The organism is Pelagicoccus sp. SDUM812002 (assembly GCF_031127835.1).
Taxonomy (GTDB): domain Bacteria; phylum Verrucomicrobiota; class Verrucomicrobiia; order Opitutales; family Opitutaceae; genus Pelagicoccus.
The window spans coordinates 272,723-296,835 of the sequence record NZ_JARXHX010000002.1; the positions used below are offsets into that span (position 1 = coordinate 272,723).

The window sequence follows — 24,113 nt, forward strand, 5'->3', positions numbered from 1 at the left end:
AGCGATGCTACAGTTGTGCGGGTAGAGGTCTGTTGTTATTCATTTTCATCAACGTTGATTTTCCAGGAAATTCCGAATGGATCGACAACGATACCATACCAGGACGTAAACTTCGATTTCTCTAGAGGAATCACTACTTGGCCCTCTTGGCTAAGGGCCTTGAATATCTGCATTGCCCGTTCGATGGAGCTCAATCTCAGGGCTAAGGAAAAACCGTTGAACTCTCCGGTTGCCCCATCCTTGCTGAATCCAACGTCACTTGCCATAAAGACAGTTTCTTCGATCCGAAAGGTAGCGTGGAATATCAGGTCGCCCATACCTTCTTGTGTGTGCGCTTGATCTGGGCTTTCGCGAAAGCGCATGAGGAAGATCGTCTCAGCGTTCATTGCCTTCGCATAGAAATCAAGGGCTTCCTCGGTGCGGCCCAAAAAGGCGAGTGTAGTGATTACTGGCATACTATTTTGTTAGTGTTGATTTCTCTCTCGGTAGGTTGTTTATTTCGATTTATATTATTTATTACTTCTCTAGGAATTAGTATTTCGGACAGGTTATGGGTAAGTCTATTATGATCTTGAAGTATTATCTGGTACTTCCCTTTAAACCTGCTCGTTATCTATTTGTAAAGGTGGTTCCGATGGAACGGGATTGGTGAGAAATCTGAATCTAATCTATCTTGTAAACTTTTACGTCGCTGGTCGAAGATGTGTATACGATTGCTTTCCGATTGAAGACCCTTGTTGAAGAGATCTCGTAGGAATCACCTCTAACGACTTGTGCAAAGAGGTCGCGAAATTCCACGATGGTATCGAACTCTACCAATGGCACTCCGTGAGCTCCGTAAAATCGGTACTCTTCGCCAAGGTCGTTTATTATTATCTCCAGATTGGAGAGATATTTAGGAATGTCTTTTTCGTCGAAAACGAATAGGGGACCATTGTAAACGAGGTCACCTAGAAAGGCTAGTCTACGTTTCCTGTCGATTATCGCGACTGATTCGTTTGAATGCCCTGGTACGCTGAGTAGCTCAAATGATCGGCCACCGAGATCAATGCTTCTTCCTACCGGAATCCATTCGTCGACTTTTACTTCCCGAGGTTGCTCGCCGAAGAAGCGTTCCGAATCGGAGAAACTGTAAGACCCATCTTTGTATGTTTTGGCTCGAAGTGGACCAAGGTCCGGAAACGCGATGTGATCAAATTCCTTTAGATTTTGGGTGTGATCAAAGTGAAAGTGAGAGACGATAAGCGTGATGGGTTTGTCTGACGTTGGTTTGAGAGCTTTGAGGTTCGGCGATTATCCACGTACTCTCGTCGATGTTTTTTACTGAGAACCAATTTTCCTCGCCCACCTTGCCACAACCAGAAAGTAGGATCACGAGTACAATCCCTGAGAGTTTGAAGGAGTGGAGCATTTTTAGAGTCCTCTTCGATGGGGAGGTATATATGAGACCGTTATCGCAAAGCGCTGGCCGAAGTTGCGTGAGATGTCTGGTGTGGCTGGCTTATACTAGTCGAATATCCAACTTGCCGAACTCTTAAACTGACCAACGACGACCCAGATTGTGACACCGAGGAGAAAGATGTATACTGATCTTAGAAGGAGCGTCTTCTTTTTGTCCGTGTTTCGGTCCCAATCAAAAACTGCCGATGCGAAAAACAGTAGAGGGAAACCAAGAAAAGAGAGGAATGTGATGAGCGTGCCCAAGTCACGATGCCGTAGTAAACTGGCATTTTCAGTTCCTTCGGGTTTGGGTGGGCGTAATAATGCCAGTGGCCGATGGAAAAATAGGTGTAGAGAGCGAAGGTGAGTGCCAAGATATAACCGGTGATCGGCGTTGCGGATGCGAAGAGTAAGTTTCAGGTAGGAGTTCATCTTTCGCCTGTTTCTGTATCCAATTTCGAATGTGGGCTGCCCTATTGCTGCGTCGCTTCCACCGCACCTTGGGTAACGCTTCGTAGGCTGGAGTCGGTGCCAGCGATAGTCCGGTCTTGAGCATTGCTTATTCCTTGCCCAATCGGCGTTGCTGGTGGCCTATCGCATTCGCACTGACCCTTGAAGTTCGGAGTGCTTGTCCAAGACTCCGAGTCCGTGAAGGGTAGTGCGGTCCGCTCGGCGGACTCGCCTAAGGGGAGAATTGTATCGGCATCATGATCGAGACGTAGACGGGTTGTCCTTCGACTCGGATGGTTTGATACTGAATGTGGGCTATGGCTCGCAAGGCGGCTTCTTCGAATCCGGGGGTAGAGATGGATACGATGCGGGGGTTGATGACGTTGCCGTCCGGATTGACGATGAACTCGACGCTGACGGCAGCGCTCTTACCGGTGTTGATGAAATCTTCTGGGTAGAATTCGTCGAAGGCTGGGACGAATTTTGGCATCGGGGCTTGGTCGAGCTCGAATGAAGGGGTCACGGGGAGGTCGAGCTCTCGGAAAACCTCCCGGCCCATTTCAACGTTTAGCTTGTGCTCGAAGGCGATCTTAAAGCTGAAGGGGATCTTTACACGGACGGCTTGGGGAACTCCGTTTTTGGTGGCGGGCTCGAAAATCCACTCAGAGGCGGCGAGCAGAGCGGCGAGGCCAAACTCGTCGTGGCTGGCTCGGTCGACGACTGGGTCGACGACACTGCCGAAGACGTCTACGGAGGCGATGATGATGGCTTCTCCCTCGACGCCACGGCTGTAGAGCTCGGCAGGATGGGTAGGGTCGATCTTGTAGATGGCGACCGGTGGGATGAGTTCGTCGTCGTTCTCGGTGCTATCTTGTGCGGATGAGTGAAGAGCGATTCCTAGGCATGCTAGGAAGCAGAGAGTGGTAGTAAGTCTGTGGCCGAGTCGGTACATGTGTGGGTCGGGCGGGGAGTTGCCTCCTTTCCTACTTGGTAATTCGACCGGTAGTCTAGCGGTTTTAATCGATTTAGGGCGAGAAAAGCGTTGTTTTACGAAAATAATGGAAGACGAGCCGATTGAATTCCCGATATCTGACGAATTGGACTTGCATACCTTTCGACCGAAAGAGGTGAAAGAGCTGCTTCCAGACTACTTTGAACTTTGCTTGGAGAAGGGGATCACTCGGGTGCGGGTGATTCATGGAAAGGGGACCGGAGCGTTGCGGGAGCTGGTGCACGGTCAGCTGCGCAAGATCGCTTGCGTGAAAAGCTTCTCTCTGTGCGACCAGACCGGCGGCGGCTGGGGGGCGACTTGGGTGGAGTTAGATTCCGGATCTTAGCTTCTCGGCCTTTCTGGCTGGGGTAAGTCGCGACGGGGCCGGGTTCCCGGTGCATGGATCATAGCCTGAGGCTGCGCGCGGATTGAACCTCAGTAGTTGTTGAATCTTGCAGCGCGGACGGCGTGGAAGCCGGCCCGACTGAGAGCGGTATGTCGCTTAGTCTGCGATGGAGCGAGCCTTGTCCTTGAGGGACTGCTTGTAGGACTCCATCTGTGGTCGGACGTGGGTGTCCATGCAGCTTGGGCAGATGGAGTGGGTGAAGTCGGCGCCGGTACGTTCGTTGACGTACTGTTCGATCTGTTCCCACAGGTCTCCGTCGTTGCGGACTTTTTTGCAGTAGCAGCAAATGGGAATCAGGCTTTCGAGGCGTTTGACTTGATTGTTGAAGTTAAGAATACGCTCGGCGACGCGGAGTCGGTTCCAGATCTCGTCGGACCCGATCGGCTTTTTGAGGAAGTCGTCGACGCCGGCGTTGATGGCGGCTTCGAGGTTGGGGCGGGAGCGTTTCTGGGCGGAGATTAGGACGAAGTAGGTGTAGCTGTCCGTCATGCTCTCGCGGAGCATACGGCAGAGTTCGAGTCCGTCCATCTCTGGCAGCATCCAGTCGCTTATGACGATTTGTGGGCGCTCGATCCGGAAGGAATCCCACGCTTGTTGTCCGTTTTCGTAGGACTTGATGTCGTAGCCCAACATGCCTGTAACGTTTTCGAGGAGGCGGCGGGTGGTTTTGTCGTCTTCGACAATATGGACTTTGTATTGGCTGCTCATTGACTGCTGTTCCTCTGGGATATCGGACGCCGCTGTCGTGAGTGAATTACTCTACCGAGATAAGTTCTGTTCACCCTTGGATTAACAGTTGTTTTACGGGTCTTTCGGACGAGTGGGCTGCTACAAAATGCTTTGCAATCGGAGGGGGATGGGTCACCGATAGAGGGCTGAAACTGCCCCAATGCTCCTTGGTTGCGGGTTCTTTGGGGAAGGGTTCGCGAGAGCTGCCTTCGAAGAACCTGGTCTACCATTTTCTCGAGCGGGCGAGGAATTTAGATTATGGCCACCAGTACGGTAGAAAATTACATCAAGAACATCTACACGCTGCAATTCGAGCAGGGTGAAGGGGGAAATGTCAGCATGGGCGACCTTGCGACTTCCTTAGAGGTGACTCCCGGCACGGCGACGACCATGGTGAAGTCCTTAGCCAAGACCGGTCTTGTTGGATACACCCCGCGAGTAGGCGTACAGCTGACGGCTGAAGGCAAAGAGCTAGCTTTGCTGGTGCTGCGTCGCCACCGAATGATCGAACTTTTCCTAGTGAAGGTGCTGGGGATGGATTGGCATGAGATCCACGACGAGGCGGAAGCTTTGGAGCACGTGATTTCAGACCGCGTTTTGGAGCGTATCGACGTCCTGCTGGGTCATCCCGAGCTAGACCCTCACGGGGACCCGATTCCCGACAAGAGCGGGGCAATTGCGGAGCGCGATTTGTTGCCTCTGGTGGACTGCCAGCAGGGACAGCGCGTGGTGGTTGGACGCATTGAGGATCAGGAAGATAGTTTTCTCAGGTACTTAGAGAGCAATGCTCTCACGCCCGGACAAGGGCTCCTGGTATCGAATCGAGACGCCCAGGCGGGTGTGGTTTCCCTAGAATTTAGCGACGGGGCGAAGCGTCAGCTCGGGTTCGAGGCGGCCCGCAAGATAAGTGTGGAATTGGAGGCCGCTCCGTGATCGAGGAGTGGGCTTGGCTCATCGCTCTAGTGGCGGGATTTGCGGCAGCTTGGTTTATCCAAGCTTACCGGTTGCGCACGCCGAAGGGTTTACCGGAGGAAGAGCGAGCGGAGCTGGAAGGCCGTCTGGCAGTGGCGGCTCAAGAGAACGCTAAACTGGAGGAACGCTCCCGCTCGAGTGAGGCTGCGCTTTCGGAGGCGAAGAGCGATATCGCTCAGCTACGTGAGGCGAACACTGGACTGAATATGAAGCTCGCTGGTGCAGACCAGCGTATACAGTCGATGGATACCCGTATCGAGGAGCAGAGGAAGGAGGTCGCTGAATTGCAGAAGAAGTTGACGGCTGAGTTCGAAACCTTGGCGACTCGCGTGCTGGACGCGAATTCGGAAAAGTTCGTGGCCCGCAACAAGGAAAGCCTCGACAAGCTTTTGGTGCCACTGGCGGAGAAGATCACCGATTTTCGGTCTCGGGTGGAGACCACTCACGACCAGAGCGTTAAGGATCGGGCGGAATTGGTGGCGCAGCTGAAGCATTTGGGAGAGCTCAACCAGCTGATGAGTACGGAGGCTAGAAATTTAACGACGGCTCTCAAGGGCCAAGCCAAGACCCAGGGAAACTGGGGAGAGCTGGTGCTGGCTACTGTATTGGAAAAATCAGGACTGGTGGAGGGGCGAGAGTATCGCACGCAAGCAAGCTTTACCTCAGAGGAAGGCAGGCGGCAGCAGCCGGACGTACTCATCAACTTGCCGGAAGGAAAGCACTTGGTGATCGACGCGAAGGTGAGCTTGATCGCCTACGAGCGCTGCGTAAACGAGGATGACGTTGCGCTCCGGGAGGTGGCTCTCAAGGAACACCTTCAGAGCGTGAAGAACCATGTGCTGGAGCTGAGCAAGAAGCGCTACGATGCCCTCTATGAAATCCAGTCGCCCGACTTCACCCTGATGTTTATTCCAGTGGAGCCGGCCTTCGTGATGGCTATTCAGGCGGATGATACGCTCTTCGACTACGCGTTTCGCCAGAACGTGGTGATCGTGACTCCGTCGACCTTGCTGGCTACTTTGCGTACTGTCGCCAATATTTGGAGACAGGAGAAGCAGACTCGCAACGCGATCGACATCGCGGAGAAAAGCGGGCTGCTCTACGACAAGTTCGTAGGCTTCTTCGAAGACATGCAGAAGATTGGCGAGCAGATTTCACGTAGCCAGGACGCCTACGACGCCGCGATGAACAAGCTCTCCACGGGGCGCGGCAATTTGGTGAACCAAGTTCAGCGCTTGAAGGACTTGGGGGCGAAGGCAAAGAAAGCACTTCCTCGGGACGTGGTGGAAGGGGCTGATGAGGAGTTGGAGCTCGGGTAGAAGGGGATACAGGCTCTGACTGGATGGCTACGTACCTGCAGTGCGGACAGCGTGGCAGCGGTCCCTCTAGACTGGGCGGAAAAGGTTTTGCGCTTGAAACCGATAATCTATTGCAGAACAAACTTTTGGTAACTGAGCCATGATCGTACGTAACGAAGACCAATACAAAGCCATCAAGGAAGCCGCCCAAGCCGCCGCCACCGTGCTGGATCGCATGTGCGCCCTGGTGGTGCCAGGCATGAACACTTACGATCTGGACCAAGCGGGTCGCCGCTTTATGGAGGAGATCGGATGCGAGAGCGCCTGCTATCAGTATAAAGTAGGAACGCGCGTATTTCCTTCTTGGACATGCCTTTCCGTAAATGACGAAGTGGTTCACGGCATTGGCACTCTCGAGCGTGTGCTGAAGGAGGGCGACGTGATTAGCGTCGACGTTTGCACCCGCTACAATGGCTTTATCGGTGACAATTGCCGTACCATTCCGGTGGGGACTGTAGACCCAGAGCTGCAGCGTCTGCTCGACGTGACCGAGGAGTCCATGTACGATGGCATCAAGAACGCGGTCGCGGGCAACAAGGTCGGGAAAATTTCAAACGCCGTTCAGAAAAAGGTTGAGCGAGCGGGTTTTAGCGTGATCCGTGATTTCGTGGGTCATGGCGTGGGCAGGACTTTGCACGAGGAGCCGCAGATTCCAAATTTCGGTCGTCCGGCCGACTATCAGCGCCTGAAGCGTGGGATGGTGCTCTGCATCGAGCCGATGGTAAATCTCGGCAAGCACAATATCGCCATGGGCGACGATGGCTGGACGGCGCTGAGCGCGGACGGCAGCCCTAGCGCCCACTTCGAACACACGGTATTGGTGGGCGAAAATGGTCCGGAGATTTTGACTGTCCCGGAAGGCAAGCCCGCACCGGTGTTGGTTTAGCGTCTCTCCAAGGCCGATTGCTCAATTCCTCAAGAAGGAGACCGCTCTTGCCACTTGGGCAAAGAAAAGGCGGATCGCCTACCCCTAAGCGATCCGCCACTTGTTTTCTTTGTTACCCCAAATAGATCTCGCTAAGCGATGATCTACTAGGAGAGACGAATCAGAACGCAAAGTGTTCAGACTTTTTTGGTTTTTGTTCGGAAAAGTGGATTTTTGATGGCTCTTGGCGAAGTGAGTCGGCGTCCGTCCTGGAAGCCGTCCGTCCATCGTATCAACTTATGATGCCTTGGGTGGCGAGTTGCTGGAGGCGGTCGATTTCGGTGGCGGTGGTCTTGGCAACGAAGCCGCTTTTATGGGCGAAATGCACGTCAGGCTCGTTTTCTATCTGTGTATAGTCGAGTGAAGGATGGTCGTTGTAGCGGGAAATGCCGTAGCCGGTATTACGGCGATCGGGGTAGATGGTTCCGGCCACGCTTTGGTCGAGCCCTTTTTCGCGCAGGAAATGGCCGAGACCTGCGGAAGGATCCTCGCTTGGAGGGTCGGTGCGAGGGATGAAGAGAAATTGGAGACCGCCAAGGTTCCAGAGTTCGTGGTTGACGGCGATTTCTTCGATGCGTTGGCGAGTGGTAGTGAGGTATTCGATGAGGTCTTCACCGACGAGCTTCATCATTTCCCAGATGGGCTCACCCGGCATATGCACGGTGTTAGCCGCGAAGCGACGCAAGAGGGTCATGTCAATGGGGGAGTTCAGCTTGCCGATGACATCGCGTTCGACACCCAACCATTTGGCGGTGTGGTTGGGGCCACGACAGTCGAACCACTCGGCGGGCTCGAGCCATTCGCAAAAGGCCATGGCGTCTTCGTAGAGACCGTAGCGCTGAAGCACGAGCGAGAGGGCACAAGTGGGCGGAGTGTCGCGAGGAAATTGGTGGTGGTCGAAATTCCCCAGCTCAGGTTGATGGTAGTCACCGACGTCAACGACGGCGACGCTGGGGTCGGCGAGGTCTTCGGGCGTTGGTTCGCGTCTCTCGATTGCGACTGGGTTCTTGGCGAGAAGGACACAGCATGCGAGCAGGTCGTCCTTATGGGCGGAGCCCGGGTGGGTTAGGAGGGTGGTAAACGGCATTATTTTGGTTCCGGGTGTTGGGTTTCGGGTTCCGGAGCGGAAGGATAGTGATATCTAGAGCGAAAGCGGCATAGAAAAGCCGACTTGTGTCAAGTCGGCTTCCGGTGGCTCAAAATTGTAACAGGCAAGCAAATTTTCGAGTCGTATTGTCTATTGCATCTGGTTGCGTTCGGCAGTTTGCGCCCCAATCAAGGTGGCTTATTCCTCGATTACCTTTGCTCTATGTTGCTTCAGTAGAGCGATTTGATTCTCGGATTGCATGCTGATTTCTTCCAAGCCTTCTCTGATCTGAGCAGGGGGAGTTTCTGCCCATGCCTTTGCTAACCGCCAAGATAAGTTGTGGATTAGGTTCAGTGGAGTCAGTAGCTTTTCTACCAAGCTCGTCGGCAGAGTCTCATCAAACTCGGTAGGTTGCACGCTTTCGCTCGGTAAGACTTCGCTCTCGAGTTCAGCTGGTTCCATCCTCGAACGTCTTTGGTTGAATAGCACCGTTTCGAGTTCGAGTTTTGTAGCCTTTAGTTGGCGACGCAATTCGTTGCCTCTCTTTTCCTGCTCCTCAGTCTTTGATTTTTCCTCGGCAATAGTATTTTGGAGGGCCGCTTTGGTCTGATCTGCTTTTGCAATCTTCTCCCTCATCTCGTCTATTTCTTCGGGAGGAGTCTCTGCCACTTGGTTGATACGCTCTATCTCTCCTTCGAGTCGGTTCACTTCCGCTTCGAGATCGATCGCACGTAATGCTTGGCTTTCGATGAAATGCTTAAGGTGGTCCTCCTCGGAGTTTTGGCTCTTCTTTTTGAAAGCGATCGAATTGGCCCCAAGCTTCGTCTGGTTTACCAATTCTTCCAGCGGGTCGACCACTTTTGTGCCGATTCCGCTCAAGATAGGCATTTGTAACAGGAGCATTAGGATCAACAAAGGAATCCAGAAGTATTTTTCAGGCAGCGTGGAAAGCTCGCTTAACTGGGCTCTATAAGGGTCTAGCTCTGGCAGCGCGATTAGCGTGACGATAGCGGCCTGAAGGAAAAAGCTAAGTGCGATACGTTGGTTTAGGATATACTTGGATTCTTTCACGATCAAGGGCTTGTCGGATTGTTCAGGAGTCTGCGTCTTGCTAGACCATAGAAGAAGCAGGTAAAGCAAAAACGATACCAGCCCAAGTCCAAGGTTACGTCCGGATAGTCAACGGAGGCGTAGGAGGCAGCGTACACAGATGCCTGTCATTGCTCGGTTGCTAGCGCGAGCGTAAGGTTTCAGACGAATCCGCGAGAGTACCTAGCTTTTTGCCGAGCATCCGATTCTCCCTTCTCAGCTTCGTGCTTTCATTTTCCAAGCGCTCCCTGACTCTTGCGTGACTCTCTACGAGCATTTGTAGCCCGCTCAGTTCTTTGAGGGCTTTATTGCGTTCTCTTCGGACATCGCTGAGTTCGCGTGCAGCGAGGGTAGCTTCTTCTTTGCTAATACCTGCTGCCTCTTGATTGCGTTGAATAAAACTTGAAATGATCCGTGTTTCCCGGTTTTGGTTGTAGTTGCTATCATCTTGCAATCCGCCCGTTGCGCAGTCGTCTGCGATTGATCGGATGGGTGCGAGGAACTTCGAGTAGATCCTAATCATTAAGCAGATGTAAAGGAACACGATGAGTAAGGCACTTGGGACCCAAATATATTCAGTTGGAATCCCAAGGTATTCCTCAGCTTGCGATCTGTATCTCTCGAATCCTTCGTAATTCAGGCTGAACAGACTGCTCGTGAGGACGAGCAGGAAGGCGCCGTTGTATACGTTGAATTTTGTCTTTTGCGAGTTCACTTTGACTTAGGGTTCTGCAGCAGAGCCGATACGGTTTGTCAGCTACGATCATAATATGTGCCACTAGCTGAGCGATTGAGTTGGATTCAATTGTTGTGGCGAAGGGCTATGCTTGGAGCGAGCCATATCCGGTTCCCCTACGTCTACATACGATGGTGCTGCTAGGCTTTTTTCCGATTTGGACCAATTTGTGTGCGATTTTGATCGATCGCCAGGCCTTCCAGTTTTGGTGAAGAGTTTAAAAACGTGGACGGAGCCGATTGGAATGCACTTTGCAATGCCCGAAAATGGTGTCCGTCCCCGCGAGCCGATACATAAAGAGAATGCGTATTTTGGCTGGATCGAAATCGGATCGGATGATCCGCCGCTCCGGTTCGAGTCACCCATGCTCTTTGCGGGAGGTTTCGCTGCTAAGGTGGTGCAGTTCGAAATCCGCTACTATTTGCTAAGTTCGAATACCTTCGTGGTGGGAAGGCGGAGGAGGGTGACGTCGATGATGGTGGTGCGGAAGCTTTGGATGAGACTTTGGATTTTCGAGGGGGTGAGCTTGATGCTCAGCGGAGCGAAAGCTATATCGTCGGACTCATCCTCGTGGGCGGTAATTTCGAGGTGCACGGTGGTAACGTTGTCCAGGAGCTCCGTCCACTTCTTGGAGCGTTTGTTGAAGCTCTGGGTGCGCAGATAGAATGTGATGATGCCTTTGGTCTTTTTGTTGAGGTGCTTGTCCTCGATCATTTGCTCCAGCTTGTTTTTCGAGGTATTCACAGGGGTCGATTTGATGGTGATATCGAAATCACTCACGGGGGTGCCGAACTGGTCGCGCAGGCGAAAGATCAGCTGGGCGTGGCCTTCGTATTGGCATTGCTTGTTCCACTCCATAGCACTGGAACGCAGTTTTGCAGCACGGTTGAATGTCTTCTGGCGCTCAACTTCGAATGCAACTACAACAGATGCGTAATTCGTTTCTGAATACGGAGTAGCGATAGCTCGTTTGACCAGCGGCACGATTTGCTGGCGGTTTTCGGAGCCGGTGACGATGCCGATCTTATCGCCGAAGTGGGCGGTTTCGTAAGCGATGGCGAAGGGAACGGTTTGGCGTTCGGAAGCGATGTCGCTGAGGTCGAACTGGTAGATATCGCTGGTGTCGAGGATTTCGTCCTCCTGCCTCATTTCGATGAGAGATTTCAGCTGATCTACGCTGAGAGTAAAGGCGTCGTCAGTGGGGGCGACGCTAAGGAAATTATAGTTGAGGTTGCTCGCGGAGGTGCGGACGGTGTTGTCGGACGAATCCTCTTTGATGTAGCGGATGGGGATGTGCCGCATGGGCGCGAGGGTTTGGGAGCCGATGATGCAAAACTCTTGGACCTGGTAGTCGTGGTACATATCGCTGCCCGCCTCGGTGAAGTGTCTATGAAGGTCGATTGTCTTGGTGGCTCCGAATTCGAGCTCATCGAGGACTCTTATGCCTCGCCCGGTGCCCTGGAAGAAGCGTGCCCAGCGTGCCATTTGGCCGCGTCCAATGTGGGCTAGGCCGCTGCCGAAATTGGTACCTGCGAGATGGACGAGGTTTTGTATGGGGCAGGGCTTGGAGCTGAACAACTTGATCCAGTTTCTCACTACGAGGGCGCCCGTGCTGTGGATTATGACATGGAAGCCGTCGGTGAGGGTATCGGCGTGCGCCGAGAGGGCGCGGTCCATAGCGAAGCTGACATCGTCGAGCGCGACGCCATCGCTGAGGGAGATCCATCGGGAGAGGTTGATGTCGAGGGTTTCGGCTCCGAATTCTTTTCGGAGACTAACGGGGAGGGCGCCGTAGATGTCTTCGGCGGTGTTGTCGGCGCCTTCTGAGGAGTAGCCGTGGATTAGGACGATGGGTAACATGACGGGCTTTGGGTTGGGCGGGTTGGAAAGCTCAGACCGTTAAATAGAGGGCGTAGTGGCGGCTGTCGAGTGTTCCACTCTTTTGTATTGTCTAACGTACGGCCTACGAACAGGGTTTATATCTAAAGATGCTCGGATTTTTATCTAGTAGCCCTGCTTTCGTTCATGGCGACGCCGAAAAGGTTGCCTCCGGTTAGCTGGAGTTTTCGTAGCAGTTCAGACGTTACCTAGTCATCTCCCGCAGGATCTTCGCCGCTACTCGAAAATGCATTGGCTTTGTTTCCGATGTGGGTTTGCTTTTTACCGTTCACTATTTTCGTTTAGCCGCTCGAATGACCCCTGACTCCCAAAGCAAGTTTCTATCAGCCCGCTTTTCTGCTTTGGCTTTGCTAGGAGCTGTTCCGTTTCTGAACGGTGATAGCCTCGATGTAGCCTCGCTCTCTTTGGACGAGCTTATGGCGGTCGAAGTCACGACACCGGGCAAGGTTCCGGAGGCGATTCGCGACACTCCGGCTAGTGTTTACTTGGTCGGTCGGGAAGATATCGAAACCTTCGGATACGCATCTTTGACGGAGGTTTTTGAAAACATTCCAGGCTTCTATAATATCGATAACTACAACGGAGTGAGCGGCAATTTTGGCGTGCGCGGCTATTGGAATGGCCGGTCTCAAAACAGTAGTGTAGCGATCTTGGTCAATGGGGTGCCTCAGATGCGCCAGGACCTTTTCTCTACTCCGATGGAAGGTCTTGGGGTACCGGTAGAGTCGATCGACCGCATTGAAATTTCTCGCGGCCCAAACAGCGTAATTTACGGGAATGGGGCGTTTTTCGGGGCGATCAACATCATCACGGACGATTCGTATAGCGACGATCAGGTGAGTGTTTCCTACGGGGCTCGAGGTACGACCCGAGCAGCGGGTCGTTGGTCTGTGTTTGGCGAGGACTATCATGTTATTTTCAATGCCGGTTACTCTGAATCGGATGGCTACGACTACGACCTCTTGGACTTGGCCAGTCCTGCGCGAGCGGCGTTGTTGCCCGCTTTCGGAGTGGAGCCTGGCAATACTTCGCTCGAGGGAAGGCTTGAGCAGCGTACGGAGTTCCTGCAGATGTCCGCTGCTTGGAAGGGGTTCTATTTCGATTACAGTCTAAACCAAGCTGGCGTCGAAACGTTCACCGGGTTTCCGGCTGTGGCGGATGGCAATCTCCGTTCGACTGACAATGCTCGTATTGTGGCGGGAATAGAGACACCTCTCGGCGATTTGGTGAATCTCGACACCCGATTGACCTATAACTCTTTCTCTAGCAGAGAGGATTACGATGCGTTGTTTGAAGGCTTTATAGGGGTCAATACTCGCGACTTTGACAATTGGGAGCTCGAATCGCTGCTCACATACACCCCCAACGATAAATTGCGCTTCCTGGGAGGTGTAAACCTGCAGAGGCTGCAGAATTTTTTTGAAAGCACGCACATACCTGACTTGGGTCTCTTCAATGAGTCAGTAGTTATAGACGAGCGCGATATTCGATCCTTGTTCGGTCAGGTCAGCTACCAGTTGAGCAAACCGTGGACGATGGTGGCGGGTTATCGCGTCGAGAAGATGCTGGGCTACGATCGGTTTGTATTCGTGGATGAACCACTTGACGGGACACCATTACCGGGAGGGCCGAAGGGGGGCTTCGAAAACGGTACGCCGCGCGCTTCCCTCATCTATCAGCCGAGTGAGTCCCAAGTCCTTAAGTTGATGATTGGCGACGCCACCAAGATCCCGAATTTTAACGATCCGGGCTTTGAATCTGAACGCTCCAGAACGAGCGAGGTGAACTACACGTGGTCGTCGGAATCGCTGATTTTCAGCGCGGGCATCTTTCGAAACACGCTCAGAAATCTGTTAATACAAGCCTTGGATTTTGAGCCTTCTGGATTGATTGACACAGACCTTCTGAAAGGAGGAAGAGTAGAAACCAATGGCTTGGAAGTCCTTCTTATCCGCGATTTTTCAGACGAGTTTCGAGCGGAGATTGGGTTCACGATGCAAGAGTCGGATTCGATGGAAACGCCACAGGGACGTTTGAGCTATTCTCCAGACCTTTTGGCGCACGCTAAGGTTTCGTACAAACGCGACGACGTATCGGCGTCCTTGCTTGGACGCTATGTCGATGACATGCTGTCATTCTACAATATTGACGAAGAGGCGACTCCCATTCTCAAGGATGGCTACTTCGGTGATGCGGTTGGTAGCTATTTCGTCGTAGATCTCAATCTTCGTTGGGACAACGTTTGGGAAGGTCTCTACCTGAACGCTCACATTAACAACGTATTCGATACGGAAATACGTTACCCAAACAATCCAATAAACGGTCTGCTGTTGGACCGCGGAAACATAGGACCAGGACGCGGTTTGACGCTCAAAGCAGGTATCCGTTTCTAGAATACGGGTAGCGGCGAAGAACTCAACTCTCCCGAGTACCCAAGGTTTCCATCGAAGCGGTTTCAGCTGAAACCGCTGCTTGCTACTGCAGAAGAAGTGGGTCAAGCCCACTCTAGACGAGCCACTTACTGATGATTTCGTTTAAGCGCTCAGTGTTGAACGGCTTCGACATCGAGTCATCCATGCCTGCCTCGATGCACTCTTCGTTGCCGCGGGATGTGACGTGAGCGGTCATGGCGATAATGGGGGTGCGTTTACCGTCGGATTCGAGTTTTCGGAGTTCGCGGGCGGTTTCGTAGCCGTTCATCTTCGGCATCTTTATGTCGAGAATGATGAGGTCGAAGCCTTGTTCGCTGGCGAGCTTGATCGCCTCTTGTCCGCTGCTGGCACAGACGACTTCGTGTCCGCTGCTCGATAACATGAACTCTCCGAGCTCCAGATTTACGATTTGGTCGTCTACGAGAAGTACCTTGCTGGAATTTTGCGATTCCATGAGCCTCACGTTTTCTGTAGAGCCGAGATCTAATTCGTTCGTAAAGTTTACTGGGATTTCCAGCCAAAATGTGGAACCAGCAGATTTCTGGCTTTCGAAGTCGATCTTGCCCCCCAAGGAATGGACTATTTTCTGAGTGATCGCGAGCCCCAACCCCATGCCACTGTACTGGCGGGTCAGACTGACGTCGATTTGCGAAAAAGGACGGAAGACACGTTCGCGATCCACCTCGTCGATACCGATTCCAGTATCCTTAACCTCGATACGTAGACAGGCGTCGTGCTGTTCGCAAAGTCTTAGGTGCGTTCGTATCTCGATGCTACCTTCTTTAGTGAACTTGAGAGCGTTAGCTACCAGGTTCAAGAGGACTTGCTGAAGTTTGACCCGATCAGTGGACAAAGTGGCTTTGTCTTTGATCGACTCTTCGGCATAGGTATGCTGGCAGGATAGAGCGATGCCTTTTTCCTCTGCTTGTTGTTGCATGAGGTTTAGCACGTTTTGGCAGAGTTGCTGGTAGTCGACTGGCTCCGAGCTGAGACTGACAGCTCCTCGCTCGAATCGGCTGTAGTCGATGACTCGATCGATCAGGCTCTGGAGGTGTTCCGCGTATTGGCGGACGAGTCCGAGTTGCTTTCGGTCCTCTGCTTCCTTGGATTTTCGCAGAAGGATCTCGACGTATCCGATGATTGGATTCAGAGGCGTCCGTAGCTCATGGCTGATCACGGAAAGGAAGTCGTCCTTGGCCCGACTGGATGCCTCCGCATTGTCGCGAGCCTGTATGAGTGCTCCGGAGCGATCTTCGATCTCGGCCATCATTTCGTTGAAAGCGTCCACCAGCTTACCGGTTTCGTCATCGCTCATTCGCTCTTGTCTCGTAGAGAAGTCGTGATCCTTCGTGATACGCTCCGCTGTTTCAGCAAGCTCGATAATGGGTTGTGAAACGTGTTTTCCGACCCGCTTTGCGATTATGATCGCAGTCCCCAGAGAAGTGACACTGATCGTCAGGAATATGACGATTCGGGCGAGGACGAAGTCGTTGAGTTCCCCGACCTCTGCTTTGAAGACGAGGTATCCATCGAGGTTTCCTCTTGGGGCGATGGGTTGGTTTACGGTTATATAGCCATCGGATATTCGTGTGGTTTCGGATACGGCCGGAAAGTCTGTTCGCGTATCAGCGTTTTCACGACGGAACTTGGCGAGCGCGGTCCCATCGACAAGATAGACGATGGCGCAGGTGATTTGCTCTCTCTGCGAGAGCACCTTTATCATATCGTGGGCGTCATACTCGTCTCGGAAGCTGACGGAGGTCTCCAAGTTGCTCGCTGTCATTCGGGCTGTGCGTTCATACTCCTCGAGGAGGCGCACGCGGAATGAGGTCAGCTCGATTATGGAGGAGACGAGCATGGAGACGAGCGTGACGAATCCGGCTACGGCGGATATCAATACGACTATCTTTTTTCGTATGGATAAGCCATTGAAGCGGTTGAACAACGGACTTTTGGTGCTTGGGTCTGTGTAGCTCATTCTTGCACGATCCGTGTTGCGAGCCTCAGCAGCTTGGCTCGGTATTCTATGCCGCGTCGGTTGGAATTGTCCAAATGGATTTCGAATCCGAGGCGTTTCTGCTTCTTTACGATGTTAACAAGACCACCTTGCTCTAGGAAGTCTTCGAACGTGCCGATCAGAACGATGGGACGGTTTTCGAGCCGTTTGATGATTCGAGGAATTTCCCTAGGGTCGGGGTCGCTGAAGAATATGGCGTCGTAACTGAAAAGAGCTTCATTCGGAGTCCCCGAGTCGACCCGATCGATTGCGAAGCGTCCCGCGAAACGCGGATCGGTCAGCAGGGCTTTAAAGGCCACATATGTCGGCTCCGAATTCATGATTCCGATGGTTCTCGGAGTGGATTCGTCTGCGGGTTCCTTATCCGGCCACTCGGTGAATCCGAGCAACTGGAGGGTCATGGCTGCTTCCACGGTGTCTTGTTCGATGGGCTGCGTGAAGGCGTTTACACCCAGCATGCTTATCAGCAGGCAGGCAACAAAACGGGTGGCCTTGATTCCACGCGGAAAGAAGTTCATCGGTTACGGCAGGGCGAGAGCAAGAGTTAGTCTCTCGTTCTAGGGCTTAGCAGAGCTAAGTCGATAGCGAAGAAAGGCTTCCGGTCTGGGTTTTTACCCTATCGCTCTGTCTTTCAGGACTCTTGGGCGAATCGGTCCCACTCCGAGTCGATCGCTTCCGCAGAAATCTCGCCGGAATAAATGATCATTCGATAGCGGAGCGTGTAGGCTTGGCCTGGCTCGAGCACCCAGTCTTGTGTTTTGGTGGGCGCGAGATTGATGAGGGTGGCTCCATCATGGTTGTCTCTTGCCCAAACGCGCAGCGGGGTTGGACTATTGTAGTTGCTCGGGTGTGACAGGATGGCGATCCCGGCGTTTTTGCCTTCGAGCGGGCCTTCGCTGAGAACCCAGCGGGCGCGTGTCCCATCCGTCGTTTCGCGATCGGTTCCTTCTGAAGTGAGTAGGGTGCTGTTGGCGCTGTTCCAAGACTCGGGCCCGCGCCATGCCATGCCTCCGTAGCGATACTCCACGATAGTGAGTGGTTCCTCGGTGCCGCAGCTATATTCTGACTCGACGTCGAGAAGGTAGGCATTCGGCAGGGAGGAAGCGCTTACGCGAATGTCCTGCTTTTCGACGAGGGCGATGGTTTCTGTGGCGTCTTCGTCAAAGACGACGTGTTCATGTGTGACGCGGATCGCGGCAAAGTTCGGACCTTGGCTTAACTTTTCGAGGCCAGAGAAGCGGACAGTGCCTTGCTTCTTCTTTAGATTCCAGAAGTCGACTTCCTCGCCGCGGAATGAGGTGCGTGTCCAAGGATTCCAAATACCGTAGTGGTGATAGTGGTCGGCTGGCTGGATGCGGGTCAGCAACTGGCCGGCAACGGTATTCACAGGGTGGATAAATCCGCTGCGGGCGAAAGCGGGATCCTCACCTTCCGGGGCGGGATAAATCGCGTGCTGGTAGCTAAGCAATGTTTGGCCGTCTTCCTTGACGAAGTCATAGCGACCCTCTTGGTCGACGACTTCGACGAAGGATTCGTGCGGTGCAGAGCAGGAGGCGAGTAGTAGGAGGAGAGAAGCGTGGAGGGTTAAGCGTGAGCACTGGAAGAGTTTGCGGTGCATGAGGTGGAGAGGTTGGGGATTGAGAGGAAGAGTAGGAACGTTAGGGTAGCGAGATGCCGCGGCGTTCGAGAAGGCTGCCTTCGGCGAGGTAGAGATCTATGAGAGCGAGTCGATAAGAGATGAGCGCTTCCACTTCCTGGATACGGCTGGCGAGGAGGTCGCGCCGGGCGGCTGCGACTTGCAGGGCGGTGGTGGAGCCTACTTCGAGGCGTTCGACTTCGCCTTGTACCGTTTCTTCGAGGTGGATGCGGATTTGGGCGGTGGCTTCGATTTGCTGGCGGGCGCGTTCGACCTCGTTGGCGGCGAGGCGCACGTCGAGTCGGACGATTTGCTCGTGGTTCAGGACGGCGTCGGCGGCTTGTTCTCGGTTGGCCCGGGCGATGATGTCGCGACCTCGGTTGGCGGAGTTTCCGATGAATTGGTTGAAGCGAAGGCCTGCGGTGACGTCGTAGCTGTCATCCTGGATGTTTTCGAAGGAGTCCACAAACGTGTCTGCGTAGCCGGTCTTGCCGAGGGTGACGAAGAGTTCTAGGCGCGGTAGGAGTCCGTTTTTGGTGACGATGGTCTCGAGTCGGTCTTGAGCGAGGCGGAGGCGGGCCTCGTTGAGATCTGGGCGCTTGTTCAGGGCGAGTTCGATGCGTTCCTCCAATTCGTGCAGCGGTTCGTGGTCAACGTCTGGCTCGCTGCTGGCCGTGATTTGGAAGTCGAGGGAGCCGTCGAGGTTTGCATTGAGGAGGCGGACGAGGCGGAAACGTTGCGCGTCGAGGTAGGCGTTTGCATCGATGAGGGCGCTCTCGCGTCGAGCGACTTCGCCCCGGGAAAGGGCGCCATCGGTTTGGGAGAGGGAGCCTACTTCGATGCGGCCGGCTATTTCGTCTCGTTCGCGCCGCGCGAGTTCCAGAGAGCTATCGAAGATGGCGATTTCTTCGCGTGCCAGCACGTACTGCCAGTAGGCGCTTTCGACTTCCGCAACGAAGGCTTCGACGTAGCCGCGTAGCTCGTATTGGCTAGCGAGCGTATCCAGTTTGGCCTGACGGATGGAAGCGAGGTTGACTGCGGGGCCGAAGCCTCGAAGGAGAGACTGAGTGACGCTAAGACCGAGACGGGCTTCTTGCTGCTCGGGTGTACGATTGGAAATAGAGCGATCCTGCTCGACGGAAACTTCGATATCGGTACCGGAGGCTAGGTTTTGGCGGATGCCGATCTCACCTCTGGCGTCGCGGCCCGTGACGCTGAATTGCTCGCCTGTGGCTCTTGAATTTTCGGAAACCTCTTCTTCTCCTGCTTGCAGGACGCCGTAGAGTTCGGGTTGGAATTGGCCACGCTCGATGAGCTCGAAGGCTCCGGAAATGACGGGTTCCAGTGTTTGGATACGCAGTTCTCTATTTCGTTCTAGGGCGGTGAATATCGCGTCTTCGATGGAGAGGGTGAGCGTCTCGCCTTCCACGGAAAGCGGACGTGGATTCCACTCAAAGTAGGGAGTGATGCTACGATCTTCCGGTTTGGCGATGATTGTCGCTGGATCGAGTGGGGGCGTTTCAGATACGGAGGCACAACCGCCGAGGAGGGTGGTTGCGAGGAGAATTGAGAGAGTGGGTTTCATTGAGCGTCGCTGCTGCTGCGCTTGCTGTGGACAATGGAATAGACGACGGGTGTAAGGAGGAGGGTGATGACTGTCGAGCCGACGAGCCCACCGATCACTGCTCGAGCAAGCGGTGCTTGGGCGTCGGCCCCTTCGCCGATCCCGAGGGCTAGTGGAAGGAGTCCGAGCACCGTGGTGAGTGTGGTCATCAAGATAGGGCGGAGTCGCCGCCGCCCAGCTTCGGCCACCGCATCGCGAGCTCCGGTGCCTTCCAGTCGGAGTTGGCTGGCTTGGTCGACGAGCAGGATAGCGTTGTTGACCACGATACCACCCAGCATGATGCAACCGATGCCCGACTGAAGATTCATGGTGGTATCTGTGATGATGAGAGTGATAATCACGCCGATCGCTGCCATGGGTACGGCCACCATAACGATGGTGGGGTCGCGCAGGGACTCGTATTGGCAGGCGAGCACCATGTAGACGAGCATGATGGCGAGGCCGAGGGCTATAAAGAGTTCGTTGAAGGTTTTTTGCTGCTCCTCCCAAGAGCCGGTGATGCGGAAGGAGTAGTTGGCTGGGCGAGGGATTTGGTTGAGGATAGCCTCTATTTCCGCGGATACGTCGCCGAGGGCGCGTTTCTCGAATTCTGTGTCGAGGGTGACGAGACGTTGTTGGTCGCGCCGCTCGATTTCCTCCGGAGCGCGTCCGAAGTCTGAAGTGACGAGGTTACGCAGCGCGACGAGTTCACCCGACGGTGTACGCAGGGTTAGGTCGAGGACTTCGTCGATGGAGAGCTGTTCGGCGTCGGCCATTTGCACGAGAATGCGATAAGAGTTACCGGAGGTGCGGTAATCTCCGGCTCGTGATCCAGCGATGGCGGTTTGCAAGACTTCCGAAACATCGCGAGCGGAGAGGCCGAGGTCGGCAACCTTGTCGCGGTCGATAGTGATTTCTTGGCGGGGAGTGCCCTCATCAAAGCTGGTATCGACGTCGGTAACGCCTTCGAGAGTCTCGATGCGTTCTTTGGCTTCGAGTGCTAGCTTTTCGAGAGTGGGAATGTCGGGGCCGCGGACTTCTACTTCGATACCTTGTCCACCACCGCCTAGGAGGCGGTTAAGCAGGTTTTGCCCTCGCGGTGCCCATGAGCCTGCCCTTACTCCGGGGATTTGCCCTTCGAGAAGTAGTCGTAGGTCCTCGGCGATTTCTTCGTTGGAGCGCTCCCGCTGGCTGGCGGGCACGAGAGTGAAGTTGATTCCCGCTCCGTCGCCACGGGCGTCGGTGACATGCGATACGGCTTCGGGCACGGCTGGTATGGCTATCTCCTCGAGTCGTCTGGTCAGTTTATTCACGATCTCGAGTCGCGTCGAGTTTTCGGCACGCATCCAGACGTTTACTTCCCCTTCGTCGCTCGGTGGCATGAATTCGCTGCTGATCATTGGGGAGAGAAAGAAGCTGAGCACTAGGGTGGAACCTGCTCCGGTTAGGACCCAGCGTCGATGGCGCAGGGCTTTGTTGAGCAATTTCTTGTAGCTGCCTTCTAGAGCTTGGAACCAGCGCTCAGAGGTTTCGGAGAGCCGGCGGAAAGGGCTTTTCTTTTGCTCCTCGAGCGAGATTTGCCCTCGCAGGATCCTGGCGGAAAGCATGGGCACGAGGCTTAGCGAAACGACAAGCGAACAGATTAGGGAGAAGGACACAGTGTAGGCCAACTCGCGGAAGAGTATCCCGGAGACGCCGGGGACAAAGATGAGGGGCAGGAAAATAACGAGTGTGGTGATGGTGGAGGCGATGATGGCAGTCGCCACCTCTCTTGCTCCATTGGCCGCGGCGACGCTTGGCTGTTCTCCTTCCTCATCTCTCCGTCGGAAAATGTTTTCCAACACCACAATGGAGGAGTCGACCATCATTCCGACGCCCAGGGCAAGTCCACCGAGTGACATCATATTTAGCGTGAAGCCCCCAAAGTAGAGCAGTGCGAAGGTGGCTATGATGGAGATCGGGATGGCGAGCGAAATGACGAGGGTAGATCGCCAATCACGCAGGAAGAACAGCAGTACGAGGATGGCGAGACCGCCACCGTAGAGGACGGAGCGAGATACGTTTTGGATGGAACGCTCGATGAAGTTGCCCGAGTTGGAGACGGGCACGATGTTGATGAGCGGGTAGTCTTTGTTTGTGCGATCGATCTCCTCGAGGATGGCTTGGGAAACCTCGACGGTGTTCGCATTGTCCTGCTTGCGGATAGCGACTCGGATGCCTTGCACGCCGTTGACGCGCACGATGCGGGTCTCCTTTTCGTAAGTATCCTTGATGACTGCGACTTGTTCGAGGGTGACGGTGGCGCCTTCTCGCGTGTCGACTACCGTGTTGCGGATTTGGTCGAGGTTTTGGAATTGGGCAGGGGCGCGGAGGGAGACTTCGTAGCGGCCCTCTTGGATGGATCCGGATGGACGGTCGAGGTTGGAGTCACGTATGGCTTGCAGGATCTGGTTTAGGGGGATGCCGAGGGCTTGCAGGCGCTGGCGGTCTATTTCCACACGAATCTCTCGATCGAAGCCGCCCCATAGGTCGACTTGGGCCACTCCCGGCACGCGGGAGAAGCGGAAACGGATCTCGTTGTTGATGATATCGGTCAGCTCGACCGGGTCGATGTCGCCGGAGACGCCGAGTATAACGACAGGGAAGGAGTCCACGTCGAACTTGGATACGCGTGGTCGCTCGATATTGTCCGGCAACTCGTTGAGCTCGTCCTCAAGGGTTGCTTGGAGTTCGAGCGCTGCGGCGTTGACTTCGGTGCCCCAGGAGAATCTCACGCGCACGCGGCTGCGGCCCTCGCTAGATTGGGAGGTGACCTCCTCGACGCCTGGCACGGTGGAAACGATTTCCTCGATGATCTGGGTGACTAGGGTTTCCATGACCTCGGGACTCGCTCCCGGGTAGCTGGTGCTGATGGTAATGGTGGGCAGCTCGATGCTCGGAAAGAGGTCGATCTTCAGCCGAGCGAGTGAAACGGAGCCGAGGACCACCACGATGAGGGTCACCATCGTGGTGAAGATGGGGCGTTTGACGCTAAGGTCGGAAAGGCTCATAGCTCGATCGATAGAGTTGAGTCGTCGGGGATGGTGATAGTAGATCCGTCATCTAGCAGATGTTGGCCTAGAACGACGACGCGGCCGTCGAGATCTGCCTCGAGGATCTGCACTGTGTCTTCGGAGCGGATGCCGGTTTTTACCTTATGCCAGCGCACCGTTTTCGAGTCTTCGGAGACGATGAAAGTCCCGGTGTCAGATCCTCTGCGAGCGAGGGCGGCGTAGGGGATTACGGTGGCTTCCTCGACGCGGTCGAGCGTGATGTTTGCCCGAACAAACATGCCTGGCTTTAGCGAGTGGTCTGGGTTGGAAAGGGAAAGTTCGACACGAGCTTGGCGGCTGTTTTCGCGGAAGATGGGCGAGATGCGGTCGATTTGCCCCTCGAAGACCGTGTTAGGGAAAGCGTCGGTACTGAAGCGGGCGACCTGGCCTGGTTGGAGAGAGCCGTAATCACGCTCGGTGACGTAAATCACAGCGGTGATGGGATCCAACTCGACGATCATGAGCAATGGCTCGTTGGCGGAGACGGTTTCCCCTTCGTCCACGTAGCGCTCAGCGACCACGCGTCGATCTTCGTCTCCCGACCAATCGGCGGTGATGCTTGTGTAACTGAGGCGGATACGGGCAGATTCGAGCGAAGACTCGGCACGGATGACTTGGGCCTCGGCGACTTTGACTTGGGCTTGGCGGGCGAGGAGCTCTGCTTGCACGTTGTCGTACTCGGTTTCCGAAGCGATGCCTCGCTCGCGAAGGGTAGTGGTTCGCAGGTCGGCACGAAGGGTGATTTCGAGAGAGCTTTTGGCTTCGGCGAGGTTGGCCTCGGCTACGGCGAGATCGGCTTCAGCTTGGCGAACAGCTTGGTCGAACTCAGCTGCGTCCAGCATGACAACGGTATCACCGCGCTGGACGACGTCGGAGATGTCGACAGGAATGTCCTTCACGCGCCCTGCTACCTTGGGAGCGACCACAAATTTGGAATGGGCTTCAAGCGCTCCGCTGAAGACGCGTCGCAGCTCGATGGGCCTGTGCTCGATAGGGGCAACCGCTACTGCGGCGGCTCTTTCGCCGCGGCTTTCTTCTTCATCCTCGCTGGAGGACTTGAAAATAAAGAAGCCGAGGATGCCGAGACCTGCGACTGCGAGTAGAATGAGAGGGAGTTTTGATTTTTTTTCTGAGGACATGAGCGAGGTAAGTGGGAATTCCCACACATGTGGGACTTACGACTGCGATGCTTGCATGAATGCTGTCTTTTTGGCGAGTTTGGAGCTGTATAATGGCGCTACAAAATCGGAT

19 protein-coding genes and 1 pseudogene are annotated in these 24,113 nt (G+C 54.4%); 6 read left to right on the plus strand and 14 right to left on the minus strand.

The window, feature by feature from the left end; genetic code table 11:
- Nucleotides 1-35: 35 nt before the first annotated feature.
- Nucleotides 36-455 carry a VOC family protein gene (locus QEH53_RS04790; protein WP_309021999.1) on the minus strand — a complete coding sequence of 140 codons (420 nt, stop codon included), beginning with the start codon at nt 453-455 and terminating at the stop codon, nt 36-38.
- 316 nt (nt 456-771) lie between these two features.
- On the opposite strand from QEH53_RS04790, the gene QEH53_RS04795 reads away from it, so the two are divergent.
- The gene (locus tag QEH53_RS04795; protein ID WP_309022000.1) at nt 772-927 is read left to right on the plus strand and encodes a hypothetical protein; all 156 of its coding nucleotides are present in this window, start codon (nt 772-774) and stop codon (nt 925-927) included.
- A 6-nt stretch (nt 928-933) separates the two neighbouring features.
- Here the strand turns inward: QEH53_RS04795 and QEH53_RS24410 are convergent.
- Together QEH53_RS24410 and QEH53_RS04800 are read right to left on the minus strand one after the other, a co-directional pair.
- Nucleotides 934-1,251 (minus strand): annotated as a pseudogene (locus QEH53_RS24410) (MBL fold metallo-hydrolase); the annotation flags it as partial.
- An 871-nt stretch (nt 1,252-2,122) separates the two neighbouring features.
- On the minus strand, nt 2,123-2,842 hold the full coding sequence (locus QEH53_RS04800; protein WP_309022001.1) for an energy transducer TonB: 720 nt from the start codon (nt 2,840-2,842) through the stop codon (nt 2,123-2,125).
- A gap of 106 nt (nt 2,843-2,948) precedes the next feature.
- On the opposite strand from QEH53_RS04800, the gene QEH53_RS04805 reads away from it, so the two are divergent.
- Nucleotides 2,949-3,227, plus strand: a complete 279-nt coding sequence (locus QEH53_RS04805; RefSeq protein ID WP_309022002.1) for a Smr/MutS family protein — start codon at nt 2,949-2,951, stop codon at nt 3,225-3,227.
- A 156-nt stretch (nt 3,228-3,383) separates the two neighbouring features.
- Here QEH53_RS04805 and QEH53_RS04810 read toward each other — a convergent pair whose 3' ends face one another.
- Nucleotides 3,384-3,995, minus strand: a complete 612-nt coding sequence (locus tag QEH53_RS04810) for a response regulator (protein WP_309022003.1) — start codon at nt 3,993-3,995, stop codon at nt 3,384-3,386.
- Nucleotides 3,996-4,274: 279 nt separating this feature from the next.
- Between QEH53_RS04810 and QEH53_RS04815 the strand changes: the two genes are divergently transcribed.
- The 3 genes from QEH53_RS04815 to map all read left to right on the plus strand — a co-directional run bounded on the left by QEH53_RS04815 (nt 4,275) and on the right by map (nt 7,232).
- Nucleotides 4,275-4,949, plus strand: a complete 675-nt coding sequence (locus QEH53_RS04815; protein WP_309022004.1) for a metal-dependent transcriptional regulator — start codon at nt 4,275-4,277, stop codon at nt 4,947-4,949.
- The gene (gene rmuC / locus QEH53_RS04820) at nt 4,946-6,307 is read left to right on the plus strand and encodes a DNA recombination protein RmuC (RefSeq protein WP_309022005.1); all 1,362 of its coding nucleotides are present in this window, start codon (nt 4,946-4,948) and stop codon (nt 6,305-6,307) included. Before QEH53_RS04815 ends, rmuC begins: the two co-directional genes overlap by 4 nt.
- A gap of 139 nt (nt 6,308-6,446) precedes the next feature.
- Entirely contained in the window at nt 6,447-7,232 is a 786-nt protein-coding gene (gene map / locus QEH53_RS04825) for a type I methionyl aminopeptidase (protein ID WP_309022006.1), read from the plus strand.
- Between the two features lie 271 nt (nt 7,233-7,503).
- Here the strand turns inward: map and QEH53_RS04830 are convergent, their stop codons facing one another.
- The 4 genes from QEH53_RS04830 to QEH53_RS04845 form a co-directional block, all read right to left on the minus strand.
- On the minus strand, nt 7,504-8,358 hold the full coding sequence (locus tag QEH53_RS04830) for an MYG1 family protein (protein WP_309022007.1): 855 nt from the start codon (nt 8,356-8,358) through the stop codon (nt 7,504-7,506).
- Nucleotides 8,359-8,556: 198 nt separating this feature from the next.
- Nucleotides 8,557-9,429, minus strand: coding sequence for a hypothetical protein (locus QEH53_RS04835; RefSeq protein ID WP_309022008.1), 873 nt, complete (start codon nt 9,427-9,429; stop codon nt 8,557-8,559).
- Nucleotides 9,430-9,589: 160 nt separating this feature from the next.
- Complete coding sequence (locus tag QEH53_RS04840; RefSeq protein WP_309022009.1) at nt 9,590-10,162, minus strand: hypothetical protein; 573 nt, start codon at nt 10,160-10,162, stop codon at nt 9,590-9,592.
- 438 nt (nt 10,163-10,600) lie between these two features.
- Nucleotides 10,601-12,043 carry a hypothetical protein gene (locus QEH53_RS04845; RefSeq protein ID WP_309022010.1) on the minus strand — a complete coding sequence of 481 codons (1,443 nt, stop codon included), beginning with the start codon at nt 12,041-12,043 and terminating at the stop codon, nt 10,601-10,603.
- A gap of 332 nt (nt 12,044-12,375) precedes the next feature.
- Between QEH53_RS04845 and QEH53_RS04850 the strand changes: the two genes are divergently transcribed.
- Nucleotides 12,376-14,475, plus strand: coding sequence for a TonB-dependent receptor (locus tag QEH53_RS04850; RefSeq protein ID WP_309022011.1), 2,100 nt, complete (start codon nt 12,376-12,378; stop codon nt 14,473-14,475).
- Nucleotides 14,476-14,587: 112 nt separating this feature from the next.
- On the opposite strand, the gene QEH53_RS04855 is transcribed toward QEH53_RS04850, so the two are convergent.
- From QEH53_RS04855 to QEH53_RS04880, 6 genes are all read right to left on the minus strand, one after another.
- A complete protein-coding gene (locus QEH53_RS04855; protein ID WP_309022012.1) occupies nt 14,588-16,492 on the minus strand; it encodes an ATP-binding protein in 1,905 nt (634 codons plus the stop codon).
- Complete coding sequence (locus QEH53_RS04860) at nt 16,489-17,049, minus strand: YfiR family protein (RefSeq protein WP_309022013.1); 561 nt, start codon at nt 17,047-17,049, stop codon at nt 16,489-16,491. Before QEH53_RS04860 ends, QEH53_RS04855 begins: the two co-directional genes overlap by 4 nt.
- Before the next feature lie 113 nt (nt 17,050-17,162).
- Nucleotides 17,163-18,149 (minus strand): PmoA family protein, encoded by a 987-nt coding sequence (locus tag QEH53_RS04865; RefSeq protein WP_309022014.1) that lies wholly within the window; start codon nt 18,147-18,149, stop codon nt 17,163-17,165.
- Nucleotides 18,150-18,189: 40 nt separating this feature from the next.
- Nucleotides 18,190-19,752 (minus strand): TolC family protein, encoded by a 1,563-nt coding sequence (locus QEH53_RS04870; protein ID WP_309022015.1) that lies wholly within the window; start codon nt 19,750-19,752, stop codon nt 18,190-18,192.
- Nucleotides 19,749-22,820 carry an efflux RND transporter permease subunit gene (locus tag QEH53_RS04875; RefSeq protein ID WP_309022016.1) on the minus strand — a complete coding sequence of 1,024 codons (3,072 nt, stop codon included), beginning with the start codon at nt 22,818-22,820 and terminating at the stop codon, nt 19,749-19,751. Before QEH53_RS04875 ends, QEH53_RS04870 begins: the two co-directional genes overlap by 4 nt.
- Nucleotides 22,817-24,001: an efflux RND transporter periplasmic adaptor subunit gene (locus tag QEH53_RS04880; RefSeq protein ID WP_309022017.1), complete on the minus strand. Its 1,185-nt coding sequence runs from the start codon at nt 23,999-24,001 to the stop codon at nt 22,817-22,819. The genes QEH53_RS04875 and QEH53_RS04880 overlap by 4 nt, the downstream gene beginning before the upstream one ends.
- Nucleotides 24,002-24,113 lie beyond the last annotated feature (112 nt).

Excerpts from the sequence above, each read along its gene's own strand:
- QEH53_RS04790 (WP_309021999.1), bottom strand. The coding sequence starts at position 455 with ATGCCAGTAATCACTACACTCGCCTTTTTGGGCCGCACCGAGGAAGCC.
- QEH53_RS04800 (WP_309022001.1), bottom strand. The coding sequence starts at position 2,842 with ATGTACCGACTCGGCCACAGACTTACTACCACTCTCTGCTTCCTAGCA.
- QEH53_RS04805 (WP_309022002.1), top strand. The coding sequence starts at position 2,949 with ATGGAAGACGAGCCGATTGAATTCCCGATATCTGACGAATTGGACTTG.
- QEH53_RS04810 (WP_309022003.1), bottom strand. The coding sequence starts at position 3,995 with ATGAGCAGCCAATACAAAGTCCATATTGTCGAAGACGACAAAACCACC.
- QEH53_RS04815 (WP_309022004.1), top strand. The coding sequence starts at position 4,275 with ATGGCCACCAGTACGGTAGAAAATTACATCAAGAACATCTACACGCTG.
- map (WP_309022006.1), top strand. The coding sequence starts at position 6,447 with ATGATCGTACGTAACGAAGACCAATACAAAGCCATCAAGGAAGCCGCC.
- QEH53_RS04830 (WP_309022007.1), bottom strand. The coding sequence starts at position 8,358 with ATGCCGTTTACCACCCTCCTAACCCACCCGGGCTCCGCCCATAAGGAC.
- QEH53_RS04845 (WP_309022010.1), bottom strand. The coding sequence starts at position 12,043 with ATGTTACCCATCGTCCTAATCCACGGCTACTCCTCAGAAGGCGCCGAC.
- QEH53_RS04850 (WP_309022011.1), top strand. The coding sequence starts at position 12,376 with ATGACCCCTGACTCCCAAAGCAAGTTTCTATCAGCCCGCTTTTCTGCT.
- QEH53_RS04855 (WP_309022012.1), bottom strand. The coding sequence starts at position 16,492 with ATGAGCTACACAGACCCAAGCACCAAAAGTCCGTTGTTCAACCGCTTC.
- QEH53_RS04860 (WP_309022013.1), bottom strand. The coding sequence starts at position 17,049 with ATGAACTTCTTTCCGCGTGGAATCAAGGCCACCCGTTTTGTTGCCTGC.
- QEH53_RS04865 (WP_309022014.1), bottom strand. The coding sequence starts at position 18,149 with ATGCACCGCAAACTCTTCCAGTGCTCACGCTTAACCCTCCACGCTTCT.
- QEH53_RS04870 (WP_309022015.1), bottom strand. The coding sequence starts at position 19,752 with ATGAAACCCACTCTCTCAATTCTCCTCGCAACCACCCTCCTCGGCGGT.
- QEH53_RS04875 (WP_309022016.1), bottom strand. The coding sequence starts at position 22,820 with ATGAGCCTTTCCGACCTTAGCGTCAAACGCCCCATCTTCACCACGATG.
- QEH53_RS04880 (WP_309022017.1), bottom strand. The coding sequence starts at position 24,001 with ATGTCCTCAGAAAAAAAATCAAAACTCCCTCTCATTCTACTCGCAGTC.